The organism is Pseudomonas sp. 06C 126 (assembly GCF_001855215.1).
Classification (GTDB): domain Bacteria; phylum Pseudomonadota; class Gammaproteobacteria; order Pseudomonadales; family Pseudomonadaceae; genus Aquipseudomonas; species Aquipseudomonas proteolytica.
Map to the genome: position 1 here is coordinate 156,539 of NZ_MIFU01000003.1, position 18,737 is coordinate 175,275.

Sequence of the window (18,737 nt, forward strand, 5' to 3'; positions counted from 1 at the left end):
TTTGATGGATAGCGTAATGACCGATAGCGTAGAACTCTTTACCGACGGCGCCTGCAAGGGCAACCCTGGTCCCGGGGGCTGGGGCGCCTTGCTGGTGTGCAAGGGGGTGGAGAAGGAGTTGTGGGGCGGCGAAGCCAACACCACCAATAACCGCATGGAACTGATGGGCGCGATTCGCGGCCTCGAAGAGCTCAAGCGCCGTTGCGATGTATTACTGGTGACGGACTCGCAATACGTCATGAAGGGCATCAACGAGTGGATGGTCAACTGGAAAAAGCGCGGCTGGAAAACCGCCGCCAAGGAGCCGGTGAAGAACGCTGACCTGTGGCAGTTGCTGGACGAGCAGTGCAACCGCCACAACATCACCTGGAAATGGGTGCGCGGGCACATCGGCCACCCCGGCAACGAGCGCGCAGACCAGTTGGCCAATCGTGGCGTGGATGAAGTTCGCGGGTACAAACAGAGCTGAAGCTCCCATCGCCTCGCCGGGGCTGGAAGTTACAGCGCCAGCATTGCGCAGGCGAGTTGCTCGTCTGTCTCGCGCAACGCCGGCAAAGTGCGGCGGATATGCAGCAATGCAGACTCCAGCCGCGCACCGCGTATTTCACCCCCGCTTGCGACGTAAGCCGCCGCATCGTCCTTTGCCGCCAATACGATTTTGTCATCCTTGAAACTGCTGCTGGTGCCCTTGGTGGCACTCATCGACAGGCTGACCAGGGCATCCGTGGTCATCACAAAGCTGGTGGCCTGGGCATTGGCGGCACTGATCAGGCACAGGGCGAGCAGGTAGTTTGGTGTGGACATGGGTAGTTTTTACGCATAGTAAAGAGCGGCGCAGGCTACCAAAGGGCGTGATGGCAAACTGCGCAAGCTTTGCTAAACCTTGTTAAAAACTGTTGGGCGAGGGGGCATGGCGCTCCGCCATGGGGCGCGTCGGGTATAGAGCGTGTTAATATCCCGCCCCTTGAAATACACACACCGTTGAGAGCTGAACCCTGATGGCCATCCGATCTGTTGTACTCGATACCGAAACCACCGGCATGCCGGTGACCGATGGCCACCGGATCATTGAAATCGGCTGTGTCGAACTGATGGGCCGTCGCCTCACGGGTCGCCATTTCCACGTGTACCTGCAACCGGACCGGGAAAGTGACGAAGGCGCCATTGGCGTCCACGGCATCACCAACGAATTCCTGGTCGGCAAGCCGCGCTTTGCGGAAGTTGCCGATGAGTTTTTCGAGTTCATCAACGGCGCGCAGTTGATCATCCACAACGCGGCGTTCGACGTTGGCTTCATCAATAACGAATTCGCCCTGATGGGCCAGACGGATCGCGCGGACATCACCCGTCACTGCTCGATCCTCGATACCCTGATGATGGCCCGCGAGCGCCATCCGGGCCAGCGCAACAGCCTCGACGCCTTGTGCAAGCGCTATGGCGTCGACAACTCAGGCCGTGAACTGCACGGCGCCTTGCTCGACTCCGAGATTCTGGCGGACGTCTACCTGACCATGACCGGTGGGCAGACCAGCCTGTCCCTGGCCGGCAACGCCTCCGATGGCAACGGCTCGGCAGAAGGCTCGGGCAACCGGCCTTCGGAAATCCGCCGCCTGCCGGCTGACCGTAAGCCCACCGCCATCATCCGCGCCAGCGAGCAGGACATGGCCGAGCACGCGGCACGCCTGGAGGCGATCGCCAAATCGGCAGGTGCGCCGGCGTTGTGGACCCAACTGACCCAGCAATAATCGCGGTCAAAAATGTGGAAGCGGGCTTGCCCGCGATTGCGGTGTGACTGTCAGCGCATTCGTTACTGACCCACCGCCATCGCGGGCAAGCCCACACACGCCCATTCCTACATTAGTTATTATCTTCATTCGCCACATTCGCTCCCAGCTTCTACCCTGAGTACATCGCCCTCAGGACGCCAAGCCCTCATGTATAAAGACCTGAAGTTCCCCATCCTGATCGTACATCGCGACATCAAGGCCGACACCGTCGCCGGTGATCGGGTCCGGGGGATCGCCCGGGAGTTGGAGCAAGAGGGTTTCAGCATCTTTTCCGCCATGGATTACGCCGAGGGCCGCTTGGTGGCCTCGACCCACCATGGTCTGGCGTGCATGCTGATCGCCGCCGAAGGTGCCGGGGAAAATACCCATTTGTTGCAGAACATCGTGGAACTGATCCGCCTGGCGCGCCTGCGTGCACCCAACCTGCCGATCTTTGCCCTGGGCGAGCAAGTCACCCTGGAAAACGCCCCGGCCGATGCCATGAGCGAGCTCAACCAACTGCGCGGCATTCTCTATCTGTTCGAAGACACGGTGCCGTTCCTGGCCCGGCAGGTGGCCCGCGCGGCGCGTACCTATCTCGATGGCCTGTTGCCGCCCTTCTTCAAGGCCCTGGTACAACACACCGCCGACTCCAATTATTCCTGGCATACCCCCGGTCACGGCGGCGGCGTTGCCTATCGTAAAAGCCCGGTGGGGCAGGCGTTTCATCAGTTTTTCGGGGAAAACACCCTGCGCTCGGACTTGTCGGTGTCAGTGCCGGAGCTGGGTTCGCTGCTGGATCACACCGGCCCCTTGGCTGAAGCCGAAGCCCGCGCGGCGCGTAACTTTGGCGCCGACCATACCTTTTTTGTGATCAACGGCACCTCCACGGCCAACAAGATCGTGTGGCACTCTATGGTCGGGCGTGACGACCTAGTGCTGGTGGACCGCAACTGCCACAAATCGGTATTGCACTCGATCATCATGACTGGGGCGATCCCACTGTACTTGTGCCCGGAGCGCAATGAACTGGGGATCATCGGCCCCATCCCACTGACTGAGTTCAGCCGCGAATCGATTCGCGCGAAGATAGAGGCCAGCCCCTTGACCTGTGGCCGCGAACCCAAGGTCAAGTTGGCCGTGGTGACCAACTCGACCTATGACGGCCTGTGTTACAACGCCGAGCTGATCAAGCAGCAATTGGGCAACAGTGTCGAAGTGCTGCACTTTGACGAAGCCTGGTACGCCTACGCGGCCTTCCATGAGTTTTTCGCCGGGCGCTATGGCATGGGGACCTCGCGTACGCCCGACAGCCCGCTGGTATTCACCACGCACTCGACCCACAAGCTGCTGGCCGCGTTCAGCCAGGCCTCGATGATTCATGTCCAGGACGGCGGGGCTCGGCAGCTGGATCGTGATCGCTTCAATGAGGCGTTCATGATGCACATCTCCACCTCGCCGCAGTACAGCATCATCGCCTCGCTGGACGTGGCGTCGGCCATGATGGAAGGGCCCGCTGGGCGTTCGCTGCTTCAGGAAATGTTCGATGAGGCCTTGAGCTTTCGCCGCGCTCTGGCCAATCTGCGCCAGCATATCGCCGCCGATGATTGGTGGTTTTCCATCTGGCAACCGCCTTCGGTGGCAGGTATCGACCGGGTGGCGACAGCTGACTGGTTGCTGCAGCCCGAGGCCGACTGGCATGGTTTCGGGGATATCGCCGAAGACTATGTGTTGCTCGACCCGATCAAGGTCACGCTGGTCATGCCCGGCCTGACCGCGGGTGGCGCCTTGAGCGATTGCGGAATTCCGGCGGCGGTGGTCAGCAAATTCCTCTGGGAACGCGGCCTGGTGGTGGAAAAAACCGGGCTGTATTCGTTCCTGGTGCTGTTCTCCATGGGCATTACCAAAGGCAAGTGGAGTACCCTGCTCACCGAATTGTTGGAGTTCAAGCGCAGTTACGACGCCAATACCAGCCTGGCCAGTTGCCTGCCGTCGGTGTTCCAGCAAGGCCCGGCGCGCTACCCGGGCATGGGTTTGCAGGACTTGTGCGACCAGTTGCACGGCTGCTATCGCAGCAACGCCACGGCCAAACACCTCAAACGCATGTACACGGTGCTGCCGGAGATTGCCATGAAACCGGCCGATGCCTATGACCAGTTGGTGCGCGGCGAAGTCGAGGCGGTGTCCATCGACGCCTTGCCAGGGCGTATCGCTGCCGTAATGCTGGTGCCTTATCCGCCAGGCATTCCGCTGATCATGCCGGGGGAGCGCTTTACCGAATCGACGCGCTCGATCATCGACTACCTGGCCTTCGCCCGGGAGTTTGATAGCAGTTTCCCTGGGTTTGTCGCCGATGTGCATGGCTTACAACACGAAGACGACGGCAACGGTCGTTGTTACACCGTCGATTGCATCAAGTGTTAAGGATGGTTATGCAAGCTGTAATGAATCCGAAGTACCCGGGGCTCAGTGTGCGAGTCGCCGACGAGGGATTTGACGCCTACGTGTGGGGCAATGATTTCAGCTTCGAGGTGTGCACATATGGCACGCCGGAGCTGGGCAAGCCTGTTGACCAGTGGGCGGTGGAGCAGATATTGCCGTACCGCAAATGCTACGGCATCGATCCCGAGGAGTTCGCCAGTTACCGCAATGCCACTGACAGTGCGGTATTCATGGCGTACCTGGATGATCGGCCGGTTGGGCATATTGTTGTCAGCACCAATTGGAACGGCTTTGCCCATGTCGATGAACTGGCGGTGGTGCTCCCGGCCCGTCGGCATGGCGTGGCCAAGGCTTTGCTTGATGTTGCGCAATTCTGGAGCCGCAAGAAAAACCTGCCGGGGATGATGCTGGAGACGCAGAACAATAATCTGGGGGCGTGCCGGCTGTACGAACGCAGCGGCTATGTGATGGGCGGCATCGACCACCTGCGTTATCGCGGGATTGACCCGCAGACGCGTGAAGTGGCGATTTTCTGGTATCGGCTGTTCCACTGACCAGAGACAGGTGGTGGCTATGGGTCTTTTATGGCGCTTTTTGTGGCGAGGGGGCTTGTCCCCCGCTGGGCTGCGCAGCAGCCCCAATAAGACCGCCGCGGTTTATCAGGCAGGCCGCATAGCCAGAATTTGGGGCTGCTGCGCAGCCCAGCGGGGGACAAGCCCCCTCGCCACAACTGGCCCCCACAACTCCACAATAGGCCCTCTCAGCTAGTTGATCGGGGATAGCAGGGCTTGCGCCTTCTGCATGACAATCTCCAGCAACGCGTTGAGCGCAGGGCTCGGGTTGCTGTCCTTGACCGTCAACCCGTACAAACTCACCAGGATCGGTGGTGACAATGGGCAAGTATCCAGCCCGGCTTCCCGTGCGCCACTGGCGGTGAAGGGGTCGACCACTGCCAACCCTTCGCCAGCTTCGACCATGCTGCGCATCATCTGGTAGGTCTGCACCCGTGTCTGGATCACCGGCAACGGCCGCAGCGCTTGCAGCTTGCTGTCCAGCAACTGGCTCAACGGGTCTTGCCCCTCCAGGCCGATCATTGCCTGGCCGGCCAGTTCTTGCAGGGCGATGTATTTTTGCCGTGGCTTGAGCCAGCCATGGGGCGCCAGCAACTGCAGCTTGCCCTGGCCCAACAGGGTACTGGTGATTTGCGGGTGTTCGGGGTCATGCAGGCTCAGCCCCAGGTCCGCCTCGTGCAGCAGCAGGCTCCTGACGATGTCGCGTGTCGGTTGGCTGGACAGGTTGCAGGGCGTGTCCTGGAAGCGGCGGCGCAACAGCGCGATGCTTTGCGGCAATAGCTGGTTGGCCAAAGGCGGGGTACAGAGCGTGCGCAGCGGCGGGGCATGATGGTGCTTGAGGCTGCTGGCCAGGCGCTGTATGGGTTCCAGTGCTTCGTAGAGGTGGGCGATCTGCGCCTGCATGGCCAGGGTTTCACGGGTGGCCTGCAACCGCCCGCGGACGCTGGCAAACAGCATGAAGCCCAACTGTTGTTCAGCGTCCCTCAGGGTAGCGTCCACATCGGACACAGCCAGTTGCAACCATTCGGCGGCAGTGCCGAGGTGTCCGGTCTGCAAAATGGCTTGAATCACTTCGATATGACGTAAACGCATGCATGAAGTCCATGTTCAGCAGGTAAGGGATTCACCGGGTGAATCCTAACCCAAGTCCGCTCATATGACTTCTGCCTGGAGGCACAGCCTTGTCAAACAGGCATGTTTTCAGGCTCGCGGGTCAGGGATACCTGCGACTGAACCAAAACGAAGGTGTTCTCATCGACCTTGTTGACCCGGTCGCCAATCGCCAGCTTGTAGGAAATTACCGGTTCTGAACCGTCGCCTGACGAGGTGGGCTCCTGGAATTCATGCACGGAATAAACGCGACCTTCCGCGTCACGAGCATGGAATTGTCCGACAAGTACTGCTGCCATCTGCTTAGAACCTCTGGAGAAAAACACCGATTTGCGGTTCTGTAGACCGTCATTAAGGCGGGTAGTTTACCTACATCAAAAAAATACTATTCGTTGATGTTCCGCTTATTTTTCCTACGAGCCGGCAATGGGGCCAAACCGCTGCCGATTGAGCAAAACCTGCTGGTGATAGGCCGGCGAAGGCTCTATAACTACAGGTTCCTTTAGTCAGATGTCGGGAAAGCCCCATGAGCAAGGTCTATACGATTGCCGTACTGGTCGGCAGCTTGAGAAAAGAGTCGATCAACCGCAAGGTCGCCTTGGCATTGGCACAGTTGGCGCCGGCCAACCTCAAGCTCAACATCGTCGAAATCGGCGAATTGGCGCTCTATAACGAAGACCTTGACGGTGCAACGCCACCTGCGGCCTACACCACGTTCCGCCAGCAGGTGGCGGCGGCCGATGGAGTGCTGTTCGTCACCCCTGAATACAACCGTTCGGTGCCGGCAGCCTTGAAGAATGCCATTGATGTCGGCTCACGCCCCTACGGCCAGAGCGCCTGGAGCGGCAAGCCAGGGGCGGTCATCAGTGTTTCGCCGGGGGCCATTGGTGGCTTTGGCGCCAATCATCATTTGCGCCAGTCCCTGGTGTTTCTGAATGTGCCTTGCATGCAGCAGCCGGAAGCCTACCTCGGAGGCGCGGGCGGCGCGTTCGATGAGTCGGGCACGCTGTCGGAGAAAACCAAGCCGTTCCTGCAGGCGTTTATCGATGCCTATGGCCATTGGGTCGCACAGCACAAGGGCTGACGTACACAACGGCGCCTCTCGGAGCCCATAAAAAAACCGAAACCTGCGACGCCAGGTTTCGGTTTTTTTGTTTCCCGTCAGGGCTTAGCGACGACGGAACAGCGGCAGCGGTTCGTCGGTTGCGGCCTGGTACGTCACCGAGAAGTCCTTGAGGCTTTCCAGCGCTTCGTATGGGTCTTTGTCGGCGCGCAAGGCGTAGGCATCGAAACCGCAGCGGTGCAGGTAGAACAGCTGATCACGCAGCACATCGCCAATCGCCCGCAGTTCGCCTTTATAACCATAGCGGTCACGCAGCAGGCGCGCGTTGGAGTAGTTGCGCCCGTCGGTGAAGGCCGGGAAGTTCAGCGCGATGACCTGGAAGTGCTGCACGTCATCACCGATTTCTTCGGCTTCTTCATCGGCGTCCAGCCACACACCCAGGCCGCCATCGCGGGCCTTGAGGGCGTGGCCATGCTCACGCCACAGGGCCAACGGTACGATCAGGTCGTCGCAGTTGGAGATGCCATCGAACGTCGCGTCCTTGGGCAGCAGGTGCCAGGTTTCGTCGACGACTTCGTTGTTCTTAATGATTCGCTGCATAGACGCGCTCCTTGAACAGGTCAATGCCGATGCGCTGGTAGGTGTCGATGAAGCGCTCATCTTCGGTGCGCTGTTCGACGTAGACGTCGATCAGCTTGCCGATCACCTCGGGCATGGCTTCCTGGGCGAAGGATGGGCCGAGGATCTTGCCCAGGCTCGCATCACGGCTGGCGCTGCCACCCAGGGACACTTGGTAGAATTCTTCGCCTTTCTTGTCCACCCCCAGGATGCCGATATGGCCAACGTGGTGGTGACCACAGGCGTTCATGCAGCCAGAGATGTTCAAGTCCAGCTCGCCGATGTCGAACAGGTAGTCCAGGTCGTCGAAACGGCGTTGGATCGACTCGGCAATGGGAATTGACTTGGCGTTAGCCAGGGAGCAGAAGTCGCCGCCCGGGCAGCAGATGATATCGGTCAACAGGCCGATGTTCGGCGTAGCGAAACCGCCTTCGCGCAACTCGCCCCACAGGGTGAACAGTTGGCTCTGCTCAACGTCCGCAAGGATGATGTTCTGCTCGTGGGAGGTGCGCAGTTGGCCAAAGCTGTAGCGGTCGGCCAGGTCGGCGACGGCGTCCAGTTGCTTGTCGGTGATATCACCAGGCGCCACGCCGGTGGGCTTGAGTGACAGGGTCACCGCCACATAGCCCGGCTGCTTGTGCGCCAGGGTGTTGCGGGTCCGCCAGCGGGCAAAGCCGGGGTGCTGCTGGTCGAGTGCGGTCAACTCGGCGTCCTGGTTGCCCAGGGCCTTGTAGTCCGGGTCGACGAAGTGCTTGGCCACGCGATGCACTTCGGCTTCGGTCAGGGTGGTCTGGCCTCCGCGCAGGTGTTCCATCTCGGCGTCGACCTTCTGGGCAAATACCTCTGGAGTGAGGGCCTTGACCAGGATCTTGATGCGCGCCTTGTACTTGTTGTCACGACGGCCATAGCGGTTGTACACACGCAGGATGGCGTCGAGGTAGCTCAACAGGTCTTGCCAGGGCAGGAATTCATTGATGAACGCGCCAACTACCGGGGTCCGACCGAGGCCGCCACCCACCAGGACGCGGAAGCCCAGTTCGCCGGCGGCGTTGTACACCGGCTCCAGGCCGATATCGTGGACTTCGATCGCGGCGCGGTCGGAAGTCGAGCCGTTGATGGCGATCTTGAACTTGCGCGGCAGATAGGCAAATTCTGGGTGGAACGTAGTCCACTGACGAACAATCTCGCACCACGGACGCGGGTCGATCACTTCATCGGCGGCAACACCGGCGAACTGGTCGGTGGTCACGTTGCGCAAGCAGTTACCGCTGGTCTGAATGGCGTGCATCTGCACGGTGGCCAATTCAGCCAGGATGTCTGGCACGTCTTCCAGGGCCGGCCAGTTGAACTGTACGTTCTGGCGGGTACTGATGTGGGCGTAACCCTTGTCGAAGTCGCGGGCAATCTTGGCCATCATGCGCGTCTGGCGCGAGGTCAACTGGCCGTAAGGCACCGCCACCCGCAGCATCGGCGCAAAGCGCTGAACATAAAGGCCATTTTGCAGGCGCAGAGGGCGGAACTCTTCTTCGCTCAGTTCACCTGCCAGATAGCGTCGGGTCTGATCACGGAACTGCTTGACGCGGTCCTCGATGATGCGCTGATCGTATTCGTCGTATACGTACATATAGGTCCTGTTCTCGGCAAATCTGCGCGCACGGCCGCGCACTCCCAACGGAGCCGGCGCACGATACCAGCTTGCGTTTATGCGCAAAAGTGATGTTTTAGTATATGCAAAGAACCAAATCGACTAATGAGAACGTTTATCGCGATACCCCCATTTGTCATAAGGGCAATCATCGACTTTACTGTGGTCGAGTCTTAGTGCAATCACCTATAAAACCGACAAGAGGCGATGCGATGAGCAATCCAATCAAAGCCCGCAAAACCGACAGTACCGTGGACGCCTGGGCGATTCTGTTTCTGATTATCCTGGTGGTTTCAACCGCCGTGTTCTGGGTCAGCCATCAATAACCGGCGCTGATCCCTGCGAAGCTGTCCGATCTGCCGGTAAATAGCCAAGATCAAAAGGCTCGTTGCCATTATCATGATCGGTCAATTTCCGGGGCTTGGGCTGTAATGTTGAAGGTTCTCTGCGGGTGCGTGTGGTGGGTGGGAATGACGTTCGGGGCGATGGCCCATGCGACGTCAGTGGTGTTTCTCAACCCGGGAATGTCCACTGAAGCCTTCTGGGTCAGTTACGCGCAATTCATGCAGGCTGCGGCCAAGGACCTCGGCCTGGATTTGCGTGTGCGCTATTCAGAGCGTGATCCGCAAAATACCCTGCAGCAGGCCCGCGAAGCATTGCAGGGGCCGCAGCGCCCGGATTACCTGGTGCTGGTCAACGAGCAATACATTGCCCCGCAGATCCTGCGCATGGCCCAGGGCAGCACGGTCAAGTTATTGATCGTCAACAACGCGCTGACGCCGGACCAGGCGCAATTGCTGGACGCGGGCAAATACCCCAACCTGCTGGGCAGCATGGTCGCCAATGACGAGGAGGGCGGCTACCTGATGTTCACGGAGTTATTGCGCCAATACGGTCCGGTCCCGGCGGGCACGACCCTCGACGTGCTGGCGTTTTCCGGCGCCAAGAACACCCCCACCGCGCAACTGCGTGAACAGGGCCTACAGCGTGCCCTGCGCGAACATCCCCAAGTGCATCTGCGCCAACTGGTCTACGGCGAGTGGAAGCGGGAGCGCGCGTTTGAACAGGCCATCCAAATGTTCAAGCGCTACCCGCGCACCGCGCTCGTCTGGTCGGCCAATGATGAAATGGCCCTTGGCGCAATGCAGGCGCTCAAGGCCAGTGGGCGCACGCCCGGCAAGGACGTATTGTTCAGCGCGGTCAACAGCTCGCCCGACGTCCTGCGAGCGCGTCTCGACGGGCAGCTCAGCGCCCTGGTCGCTGGGCATTTCACGGTCGGTGGCTGGGCGATGGTGCTGCTGCATGATGATGCACGGGGCGTGGATATCCAGCGCCATGGCGGGCGCGAGCGCCAGGTGAAGCTGTTTCAGGTGATCGCCGAGCCACAGGCCCAACGCTTGCTCGACAGGGCGGGCCACGAGGGCGAGGGCGTGGACTTTCGCGCGCTGTCGGCCCAGGGCAAGCCTGCGACCTATCAGTATCCCTTCAGCATGCAGAGCGTGCTGCACTGAACCCCTAGACCCCGGCCAGATGCACCACCAGCTTGACGATGGCAAACAGGGTCAGGGCAAACAGCACGGTAAATACAATCCCCAGCACCACAAAATGACTGGGCTTGCCGTGGGTAAAGTCCCGGGCGCGGTTTTTCCCGCTCTGTACGCCGAACGCGGCGGCCATCACGCTATGCAGCATCTGCCAGAAGGTCGGCGGTTTGTTGTCGGGGGCATCCATAAGTCCTCCTGCTGGGGTGGGTACGTGGGCGACTCCACAGAGAATAGCCAACCCCCCGCGAATGTGCAGACGTAGTTACCGCCGCGCTTTCCAGTGAGCGTGGTGTGCTGTGGCTTTTCCTGGAGCCGCACCATGACCGACTCTCCTGTATTGCCCCCAACCCCCAGCATCCACGGGCGGTTGTTGAAGACACGTACGCCGCAATGGCTGATCGACGCCACCTCCCCACGCCGCGAGGCACTCAAGCGCAGCGATGCGCCTGTGCCGCCCGCCTACCGGCGCGCGCCCCCCGAGCAACGCCAGCGAGTGCGCGACTGCATTGTCGCCAGTTTCACCGCGCAGAATGCTCTGGACAAGACGATGTCAGCCCTGCAGGACATAGAGACCTTTGCCCGGCCGCTGCTGGTCAACGCCCTCAAAGACCAGTTCGGCGTGACGCTGGCCCCGCGGATCGAAACCTGGCTGAGCCTGCGCAAATCACTGCAAGTGACTCACTTCAACGTGGACACGCTGGCCTATGACTTTCTGAAACTGGAACTGCTGCAAGCGGCGCTGCATAACTTTGAGGAAGCCGAGTGCGAGCAGGGCGCGTTTCACCCGTCATCGGGTTTCAAGTGGCAAGTACCGACGCGCGGTGTATCACCCCAACATTCCTTGTTGCCGTTGCGCATGCGAGGCCTTGAAGTCCATCAGTTCATGACCATGTGCCGGACCCTGGACCTCGGTGGCCAGTACCGCAGTTACATCAGTAAATTCTTCAACCCCAGCGATGCCGCAGTCGAGACAACCCTGCGCCAACAGTTCATTGCCAGTCAAAAGACGGCGATGAGGGCGGCCGCCGAACTGGCCCTGGTGGGCGAGGACATAACCCAGGACGACTACAACATGCTGCTGTCGGTGATCGATGGCGAGCGTTCGCCGCGCAGTGGCGGCCAACCGGTATGGATCTGCGACCTGGGCCTGATGAAGCTGCGCATGACTGGGTGCGTGTTGTTTCTGGCTTTCGATCAAGCCCGCGCCCATTTCCCTATCTTGTACATCCCCCACGACCCCTATACCCCGCTAAAGCGCTACGCCTCCCTCACGCAGATGCTGGAAACCCTCACACAGCGCCTGATCACGCCGGGCTCGGCGTCAACCCGCGTGACCCGCCCGACGGATTACCAACGGTTCTTCAGTCAGTTCGTTGACGACGCCGATCGCCCTCACTATTTCAGCGAGTTCACCGAGGATGCTGCCGATGCGACCTTGCTGGAAAAAATCGGTTCTAACTTTGCTGGTCTTGGGCAGACATACGAACTGATCAGCAAACTGACGCGATTCACCGTGAACAATCTGCCGGCCATGCCGGTAGCGCCGCAGGTCCCGAACCCGCAGCCTCATCTGGCACCTATAGCGCTGGCGTTAAAAGGCCAGGTGTACGGCAGCGACAAGGTCGACCTGTGGAACTACTTGTATGAACAGCACCGGCAAAAATGTATCGCTGATGCAGCCAGTCGTGCGGTGCCCACGGCCGATGTCGATGCCAGAGTGCGCAAACGTAAACTGGCGATGCTGCTGAATGTGGGGCTGTTCGGGCTCAGCGCGGTTGCGGGGTTCGTGCCGGTGCTGGGGGAAATCATGATGGCGGTGATGGTCGAGCAACTGTTGAGCGAGGTGATCGAGGCCGCGCAGGAATGGAGTGAGGGCGATCGCAAGGCTGCCAAGGCGCATATCATCGATCTGGCGCAAAACCTGGCTTTGATCGGGCTGACGGCAGCGGGTGGCGCCGCCTTGAGTCGGCTCAAGCCCGAGCCGGTAATCGAGGGCCTGGTGCCGGTGCAGTTGCCCAACGCCAAGGTACGCCTGTGGAAACCTGACCTGGCCCCCTACAAGCAGGCCGACAGCGTTGTTGCCGGGAACACGCCCAATGCCTTGGGGCAATACACGGTCGGCAACCGGCATTACGTGCGTATCGATAACGGCGTCTACGAGAAGGCCTTTGACCCGCAGCTGAAAAAATGGCGCATCCAACATCCCCATGACCCCATGGCCTATCAGCCGGTCCTCGAACACAACGGGCTGGGCGCCTGGCGCCATCGTCATGAGTCGCCCCTGGCGTGGGACCGCCTGACCTTGCTGCGGCGCCTGGGGCACATCACTGATAGCTTCGCGGATGAGACCTTGAGGGTTATTGGCGAGGTCAGCGGCGTTGATGACGACGTGTTGCGCAAGGTACACATGGATGGTTTGCCAGTACCTGCGGCGCTGGCCGATACCCTGGAGCAGTTCCAGGTCGATCAGGAGGTCGAAGCGCTGATTGGCCGGCTGCGCCGTGGCGACGGGTTGGATAGCCGCGATACCTACGCCGTGCCCCTTGCGCTTGAAATGCGCGGCTGGCCACGGGGGCGGGTGCTGGAGGTGTTTGAACAGACCGCCACAGATCTTCCCGGCGTTGAAGAGCGGCAGGCTTTGTCAGGCTTGGGGGAAGCACAGGCGCGTCATCTGCTCGGCACGCCTGATCGTCAAAGCCTACAGGGCGTGCCCCTGAGTGATGAGTGGGGCAGCCCCGCCGGCACGGCACCGCAGCCCGCTGGCCGCTCTGTGCGTTATGGCAGTTCGGCGTCGGCCGACGACCTTCGGCCCACCCTGAAAATCACCCGTGCCGACCTGCTGCAAGGCAGGCTCGCCCAAGCGGTACTGGCGGGCCTGGACGAGCAGGAAACGGCCGCTCTGTTAGGCACTGCGTCAAATACAGGCGAGCTGACCAGGGCGCAGCGCTTCAATGAGCGCCTCGCCGAGCATGCCCTGCACAGGCAACAGGCGCTGTTTGACGCCCTGCTGCGCGCCAAGGGGCCGCACCCCGCCGATACAGGGTTACTGGCGCGCCGGTTTCCCTCGCTGTCCCACCGCGCCCGCAGTGAGGTGCTGAACCGCGCCAGCCCGCAGGAACTGACCAACCTGCACCACCACGCCCGGGTCAGTGCCCGTCTTGATCACCTGGCCCGTACCGCGGTGCAACAAGGCCGGGTGAGCCGCGCGATCAGTGGGCTGCATCGCGAACGGCTTGCCAGCCCTGACAGCGACCGCTTGGCCTTGCATGGCCTGGAGCGCCTGCCGGGTTGGCCCCAGGGCCTGCGTCTTGAGCTGCGCCTGGACAGCCATCGCGGGCCCCTGGTGGACAGCATCGGGGATGCCGACGCCGCCGTGCGCCGCTACCTGGTCAAGCACGGCGATCACTTCCAGGCCTTTGATGCCGCAGGCAACGCGCTCAATAGCGCCGATGCCCCAGGGCGTAACTTGTTCCCGTCGATCCTTGCTGCGCTGCCCGATGACACCCGCCAGGCGTTGGCGCTGACGGGGCAGGGCACGGACTTGCAGACGCTGTTGGCGACTTACGCCAGGGCGCATCGGCAGATCGTCGCCGAGCAGATTCTGAAGCTGCGCGCCCCCAGGTCCCGGCCTTCGCTACGCCTGCAGCGCGGGCGCCTGGGCTATGCGTTGTCCGGTCGCGGCCCGCTGCTGGGCATGGATGAGTATTTGATTGTCCTGGCTCGGGGTGTCTATCCGAACTTGGCGGACGATGAGGTCCTGGGGTTCATCGAGGCCCGCCGCCGCGACGGCGAAAGCGAGCGGAAAATCGCCCTGTTGTTTGCCAACCGACAGCGCGAATTGACGACCTTGCGCGCGACGCTGGAGCAATGGGCAGGGGATGATGCGTCGCGCCTGCCCGCCGTGAACGATGTCATTGACTGTTGGCGCCAGGGCCTGGATCGGGAACGCGCTCCCCACGCCACATTGAATCTGCGCGCGGATCAGGTGCTGCCTGAGTGGGAGGCGGACTTTTCCCATGTGCAGACCCTGAACCTGTCGGGGGCGCGCTTTCTGGCCGAAGAGCCAACACAACTACTGCGACCGTTTCCCCGTGTGCAGCAATTGGAGTTGTACGTGAGCCCCGAGCAACTCGGGGCCGTGACCCAGCGACTGGCGGACGTTTCAGGCCTCACGGCCGTGTCGATCACCGGCCCGGAACTGACCTACACCCCGCAAGCGCTACAGCCCATTGAGCGCATGACCGGCCTCCAGCAACTGTCCCTGGTCGGTAGCTTGCCGGCCCTGGACCTCAGTGGCCTGACCTCATTACGCCGCTTGAGCGTATCCGGCACGCTGTCTGCCTGGCCTCAAGGGCTATTGGCACTTGAGCACCTGGAGTTTGTGGATTTCACAGGCACGCCGCTGCGGAACGTGCCGCCCGAAATGTTTGCCGGGCACCATCGCCTGTGGCGGGGCTTGCACATGAATTGGTCGGAATACGAACCCCAGGATTTCATGAGGGTGTATGAGCACCTGCATGACAACCCGGCCCACCTGGTGGATGAACAGCGCCTGGTGCAAACCTATTGCGAGGGGGCCTTGTCCGGCTTGAAAGATGGCGACCAGGGCTTTGCCGATAAAGTCCTCGCCGGGTTCAGGGCCCAGGGCCTGAGCGCGCGTCAACGCTTGGATCGGGTCAATACCTTGCGCAAGGAATACCGCGAGTTGTTCGAGGTGCTGGAGCAATGGTCGGATCACGAGTCCAGTGTCGGTAGAGTGGAGGTCGAGCGTCAGGTGGCGACTGAAAAAATCCTCGATTGCTGGCGCCACGGGCTGCTGCCGCGCTTGGTGACCGACGGCGAGTTGCCTGCCATGGGCGCGCACCTGGATCTGTCCGGCGCCAGCCTGGTCGATTTGCCACGGTTGCCTGCCCCTGGGTTCAGCCATGTGCGCAGCCTGGACCTGAGTGATATAGGCGTCTCATTGGAAGGCATCAATGGCTGGATCGGCCAATTCCCCCACCTCGACACATTGAGCCTGGCCCGAAACAACCTGATCGAACTGCCGTCAGTGCTTGTGCAATGCCCATCCCTGCGCCATTTGGACCTTTCCCATAACTGGCTGGTCGTCAGCCCGACGATACAGGCGCAGGTCAGCCAACTGACGGGGCTGGTGTCGCTGCGCCTATCGTATAACCCGATCCGCAGCCTGGATGTCAGTGCCCTGCATGACCTGCACACTCTGGACCTGAGCCACAGTGCGCTCGACGAGTGGCCGCAAGGGGTGCTGGAACTGCCGTCGTTACAACGTCTGGATCTGAGTTACAGCGCCGTGACCGGTATCCCCGAGGCGGCTTTGAGCGGGCATGACCCCTTGTTGCTCAACACCCACCTGCGGGGTTGCCGCCTCGACATGGCGACGCGCGCCGAGGCGCGGCTTTTTGCGCGGCGGTACCCAGCAACCCGGTTGGAAAACCCCCTGGGTATCCCCCGCGACCTACTTGCCCAGGGGCTGACGGGGGGGCAAGCCCGAATATTTTCCCGAAGATGCCTTGCGCCGTCCTGAGCTGCTGGTGGCGCTGCCCACGGCGTCCGCTGCCGACGCGGTGCAGTTAGCGCCAAGCGCCCGCTTGCAACGGCTGGCCCCAGCCCTGGACGACCTGCAGGCGGCGGCTCGCATAGACCAGATGCACAGCCATGGCCTGGATGCGCAGCAGATCCACGCCCGCCTGGATGAATGGGAAGCGCAATACGCGCATTGGGTGTCGCTGCTCAACGACTGGATGGATGTTCACGGCTATTTGGACGGCAGTTGGGTCAGTGCCCTGGATCGCCGCCGGGCGGCGGATCGCCTGTTGGAGAGTTGGCGGCACACCCTGCGCGCCACACCGCCCGCACCTGGGCTGGACGGCGTGCAATTGCTGGACTTTTCCCAGCTCTCGTTGGGGGATCTGCCCAGGTTGCCTGACTATTTTGCGCATGTCAGCGAACTGAACCTGAGCCGAATCCGGCTTACCGCCCAGGGCTCCAATGGGTTTCTGCGGGCCTTTACCCATGTGCGTAAATTGACCCTGAGCCACAACGGCTTGCGCGCCATACCCGATGCCATCGTTGAGTTTCGGGGGCTGCGACACCTGGATATGGCCAGCAATGAACTGCAGGCCACGGCACCACTGTCGGCCCTGGGCGAACTGGAATGGCTGGACTTGAGCGAGAACCTGTTGACCGAGGTGGAGCTGGGCGGCCTGGCCCGGCTGGAAACGCTGTGTCTGCAGTACAACCTGCTAGAAGATTGGCCCATGGCGGTCCTGGAACTGCCACGCCTACGCACCCTGGACTTGCAAGACAACTGGATCGAGACCCTGCCGGAGGCGGCACTCGAACCCCAGCATCGGCAACTGCTGGCGGGGGCCAATCTGGCGCGCAACCGCCTTGAGCAACCTGCCTGTGAACGCCTGCAGGTCTATCTGGCCCAGACGGGCAGCGGCCTGGGCTTTTCCACCGAGCAACTCGACGCCATGATCCGCAGCTATCAGGAACGCGATGAACTGGCCGCTTTCGACTCCCCGGATTACTCCCTCAATCATCCCGACATCGAAACGCCCCAGGAGCAGAAAGCTCGCTGGTTTGGCGGTGTCGCGCCGTATTCGTCAAAGCACCGGCTGTGGCATCAACTGTTCGCCCAGGAAGGCAGTGGTGACTTTTTCTTCACGCTCTCGCAATTGCGCAATACCGAGGACTTTCTTGAGACGCCAGCGGACCTGACGCTACGGGTGTGGGCGCTGCTGGAGGCGATGGATAAAAAGCCGTCCTTGCGCCGCGATCTGTTTGCCCGGGCCACGGCGCTGATGCCCGAAGTGACCTGTGGGGATGGCCGCATCCTGATGTTCAATGAGCTTGAGACCCGAGCCCTCGAGTTCGATGCGCTGGCCCTCGCCGAAAAGGGCCAGGACGGTGCCACGCTGTTGAAATTTGCCCGCAGCATGCTGCGCCTGGAGGCTGTGGAAGAGATTGCCCAGGCCACTATCGAAAGCCGCGAGGACATTGACCCAGCAGAGATTCGCCTGGCCTTGCGCATCGGTCTTGCCCAGCGTCTGGAACTGCCACGGCAACCCTTGAGCATGCTGTACAGCGAGTTATCGGAAGTGACCCCGGCCGATCTGGACAGCGCCTTTGCCACGGTGCTGGAACGTGAGCGCACCTCGACGTTCGAGGAAAAGCTGGTGGGGCTGGAGTATTGGCTCAATTACCTGAAGCAGAAGTACGCCGCTGATTTTTCGGCGTTGGCCCAGGAGGTGGAGCAAAAGGCCGAAGCCTTGGAAGAGCGCTATCCCGACAATGGTTCGGACTACTTGCGCGACTATGCTGCGTTGGGAACCTGGAGCAAGGAGCAGCGCACGGCCCTGGCGATCCGCCTGACCCGGCAGGAGCGACAGGCGCTGAACCTCTAAGCGGCCAAGGAGAACCGTGACCCGGCACTGGTTTTTTTGTGGCGAGCGGGCTTGCCCCGCGCTGGGCGGCAAAGCCGCCCCAACAGCCTCACCACGCTCTGTCAGATATACCGAGGGGAATGGTTTTGGGTCTGCTACGCAGCCCAACGGGGGACAAGCCCCCTTGTCACAGAGGTCTACGCAGCACCCTGGAACTCGCTGCCAACACTGGCTTTTCTTGTGGCGAGCGGGCTTGCCCCGCGCTGGGCGGCAAAGCCGCCCCAACACCCTCACCAAGTTCTACCAGATACACCGAGGGGAATGGTTTTGGGCCTGCTGCGCAGCCCAACGGGGGACAAGCCCCCTTGCCACAGAGGTCTATGCAGCACCCTGGAACTCGCTGCCAACACTGGCTTTTCTTGTGGCGAGCGGGCTTGCCCCGCGCTGGGTGGCAAAGCCGCCCCAACACCCTCACCAAGTTCTACCAGATACACCGAGGGGAATGGTTTTGGGCCTGCTGCGCAGCCCAGCGGGGGACAAGCCCCCTTGCCACAGAGGTCTATGCAGC

At 61.3% G+C, this 18,737-nt stretch carries 14 protein-coding genes; 8 read left to right on the forward strand and 6 right to left on the reverse strand.

Annotated features, from left to right (window positions below):
- The first annotated feature begins 16 nt into the window (after positions 1–16).
- The gene (rnhA, locus tag BHC62_RS03795; protein WP_029291380.1) at positions 17–469 is read left to right on the forward strand and encodes a ribonuclease HI; all 453 of its coding nucleotides are present in this window, start codon (positions 17–19) and stop codon (positions 467–469) included.
- 29 nt (positions 470–498) lie between these two features.
- On the opposite strand, the gene BHC62_RS03800 is transcribed toward rnhA, so the two are convergent.
- Positions 499–804, reverse strand: coding sequence for a DUF2388 domain-containing protein (locus tag BHC62_RS03800; protein WP_070994263.1), 306 nt, complete (start codon positions 802–804; stop codon positions 499–501).
- Positions 805–1,004: 200 nt separating this feature from the next.
- On the opposite strand from BHC62_RS03800, the gene dnaQ reads away from it, so the two are divergent.
- From dnaQ to BHC62_RS03815, 3 genes are all read left to right on the forward strand, one after another.
- The gene (gene dnaQ, locus BHC62_RS03805) at positions 1,005–1,745 is read left to right on the forward strand and encodes a DNA polymerase III subunit epsilon (protein ID WP_166647897.1); all 741 of its coding nucleotides are present in this window, start codon (positions 1,005–1,007) and stop codon (positions 1,743–1,745) included.
- A gap of 189 nt (positions 1,746–1,934) precedes the next feature.
- Entirely contained in the window at positions 1,935–4,190 is a 2,256-nt protein-coding gene (locus tag BHC62_RS03810; RefSeq protein WP_070994264.1) for an Orn/Lys/Arg decarboxylase N-terminal domain-containing protein, read from the forward strand.
- An 8-nt stretch (positions 4,191–4,198) separates the two neighbouring features.
- Entirely contained in the window at positions 4,199–4,762 is a 564-nt protein-coding gene (locus BHC62_RS03815) for a GNAT family N-acetyltransferase (RefSeq protein WP_071609994.1), read from the forward strand.
- A gap of 210 nt (positions 4,763–4,972) precedes the next feature.
- Here the strand turns inward: BHC62_RS03815 and BHC62_RS03820 are convergent, their stop codons facing one another.
- Entirely contained in the window at positions 4,973–5,872 is a 900-nt protein-coding gene (locus BHC62_RS03820) for a LysR substrate-binding domain-containing protein (RefSeq protein WP_070994266.1), read from the reverse strand.
- 92 nt (positions 5,873–5,964) lie between these two features.
- Positions 5,965–6,189: a hypothetical protein gene (locus BHC62_RS03825; protein ID WP_070994267.1), complete on the reverse strand. Its 225-nt coding sequence runs from the start codon at positions 6,187–6,189 to the stop codon at positions 5,965–5,967.
- A 227-nt stretch (positions 6,190–6,416) separates the two neighbouring features.
- Between BHC62_RS03825 and BHC62_RS03830 the strand changes: the two genes are divergently transcribed.
- Positions 6,417–6,974, forward strand: coding sequence for an NADPH-dependent FMN reductase (locus tag BHC62_RS03830; RefSeq protein ID WP_029291394.1), 558 nt, complete (start codon positions 6,417–6,419; stop codon positions 6,972–6,974).
- An 84-nt stretch (positions 6,975–7,058) separates the two neighbouring features.
- On the opposite strand, the gene BHC62_RS03835 is transcribed toward BHC62_RS03830, so the two are convergent.
- Both BHC62_RS03835 and BHC62_RS03840 read right to left on the reverse strand, forming a co-directional pair.
- The gene (locus BHC62_RS03835) at positions 7,059–7,553 is read right to left on the reverse strand and encodes a DUF934 domain-containing protein (RefSeq protein ID WP_029291397.1); all 495 of its coding nucleotides are present in this window, start codon (positions 7,551–7,553) and stop codon (positions 7,059–7,061) included.
- Positions 7,537–9,195 carry a nitrite/sulfite reductase gene (locus tag BHC62_RS03840; RefSeq protein ID WP_029291399.1) on the reverse strand — a complete coding sequence of 553 codons (1,659 nt, stop codon included), beginning with the start codon at positions 9,193–9,195 and terminating at the stop codon, positions 7,537–7,539. Before BHC62_RS03840 ends, BHC62_RS03835 begins: the two co-directional genes overlap by 17 nt.
- Before the next feature lie 452 nt (positions 9,196–9,647).
- On the opposite strand from BHC62_RS03840, the gene BHC62_RS03845 reads away from it, so the two are divergent.
- A complete protein-coding gene (locus BHC62_RS03845) occupies positions 9,648–10,727 on the forward strand; it encodes an ABC transporter substrate-binding protein (protein WP_029291401.1) in 1,080 nt (359 codons plus the stop codon).
- Between the two features lie 4 nt (positions 10,728–10,731).
- Here the strand turns inward: BHC62_RS03845 and BHC62_RS03850 are convergent, their stop codons facing one another.
- Positions 10,732–10,947, reverse strand: coding sequence for a DUF2970 domain-containing protein (locus tag BHC62_RS03850; RefSeq protein WP_029291403.1), 216 nt, complete (start codon positions 10,945–10,947; stop codon positions 10,732–10,734).
- 132 nt (positions 10,948–11,079) lie between these two features.
- Between BHC62_RS03850 and BHC62_RS03855 the strand changes: the two genes are divergently transcribed.
- Complete coding sequence (locus tag BHC62_RS03855; protein ID WP_070994268.1) at positions 11,080–16,305, forward strand: leucine-rich repeat domain-containing protein; 5,226 nt, start codon at positions 11,080–11,082, stop codon at positions 16,303–16,305.
- Positions 16,292–18,190, forward strand: coding sequence for an NEL-type E3 ubiquitin ligase domain-containing protein (locus BHC62_RS03860; RefSeq protein ID WP_070994269.1), 1,899 nt, complete (start codon positions 16,292–16,294; stop codon positions 18,188–18,190). Before BHC62_RS03855 ends, BHC62_RS03860 begins: the two co-directional genes overlap by 14 nt.
- The last annotated feature ends 547 nt before the right edge of the window (positions 18,191–18,737 follow it).

Coding starts and splice junctions, on each gene's coding strand:
- rnhA (WP_029291380.1), top strand. CDS start 17: ATGACCGATAGCGTAGAACTCTTTACCGACGGCGCCTGCAAGGGCAAC.
- BHC62_RS03800 (WP_070994263.1), bottom strand. CDS start 804: ATGTCCACACCAAACTACCTGCTCGCCCTGTGCCTGATCAGTGCCGCC.
- BHC62_RS03810 (WP_070994264.1), top strand. CDS start 1,935: ATGTATAAAGACCTGAAGTTCCCCATCCTGATCGTACATCGCGACATC.
- BHC62_RS03815 (WP_071609994.1), top strand. CDS start 4,199: ATGCAAGCTGTAATGAATCCGAAGTACCCGGGGCTCAGTGTGCGAGTC.
- BHC62_RS03820 (WP_070994266.1), bottom strand. CDS start 5,872: ATGCGTTTACGTCATATCGAAGTGATTCAAGCCATTTTGCAGACCGGA.
- BHC62_RS03825 (WP_070994267.1), bottom strand. CDS start 6,189: ATGGCAGCAGTACTTGTCGGACAATTCCATGCTCGTGACGCGGAAGGT.
- BHC62_RS03830 (WP_029291394.1), top strand. CDS start 6,417: ATGAGCAAGGTCTATACGATTGCCGTACTGGTCGGCAGCTTGAGAAAA.
- BHC62_RS03835 (WP_029291397.1), bottom strand. CDS start 7,553: ATGCAGCGAATCATTAAGAACAACGAAGTCGTCGACGAAACCTGGCAC.
- BHC62_RS03840 (WP_029291399.1), bottom strand. CDS start 9,195: ATGTACGTATACGACGAATACGATCAGCGCATCATCGAGGACCGCGTC.
- BHC62_RS03845 (WP_029291401.1), top strand. CDS start 9,648: ATGTTGAAGGTTCTCTGCGGGTGCGTGTGGTGGGTGGGAATGACGTTC.
- BHC62_RS03850 (WP_029291403.1), bottom strand. CDS start 10,947: ATGGATGCCCCCGACAACAAACCGCCGACCTTCTGGCAGATGCTGCAT.
- BHC62_RS03855 (WP_070994268.1), top strand. CDS start 11,080: ATGACCGACTCTCCTGTATTGCCCCCAACCCCCAGCATCCACGGGCGG.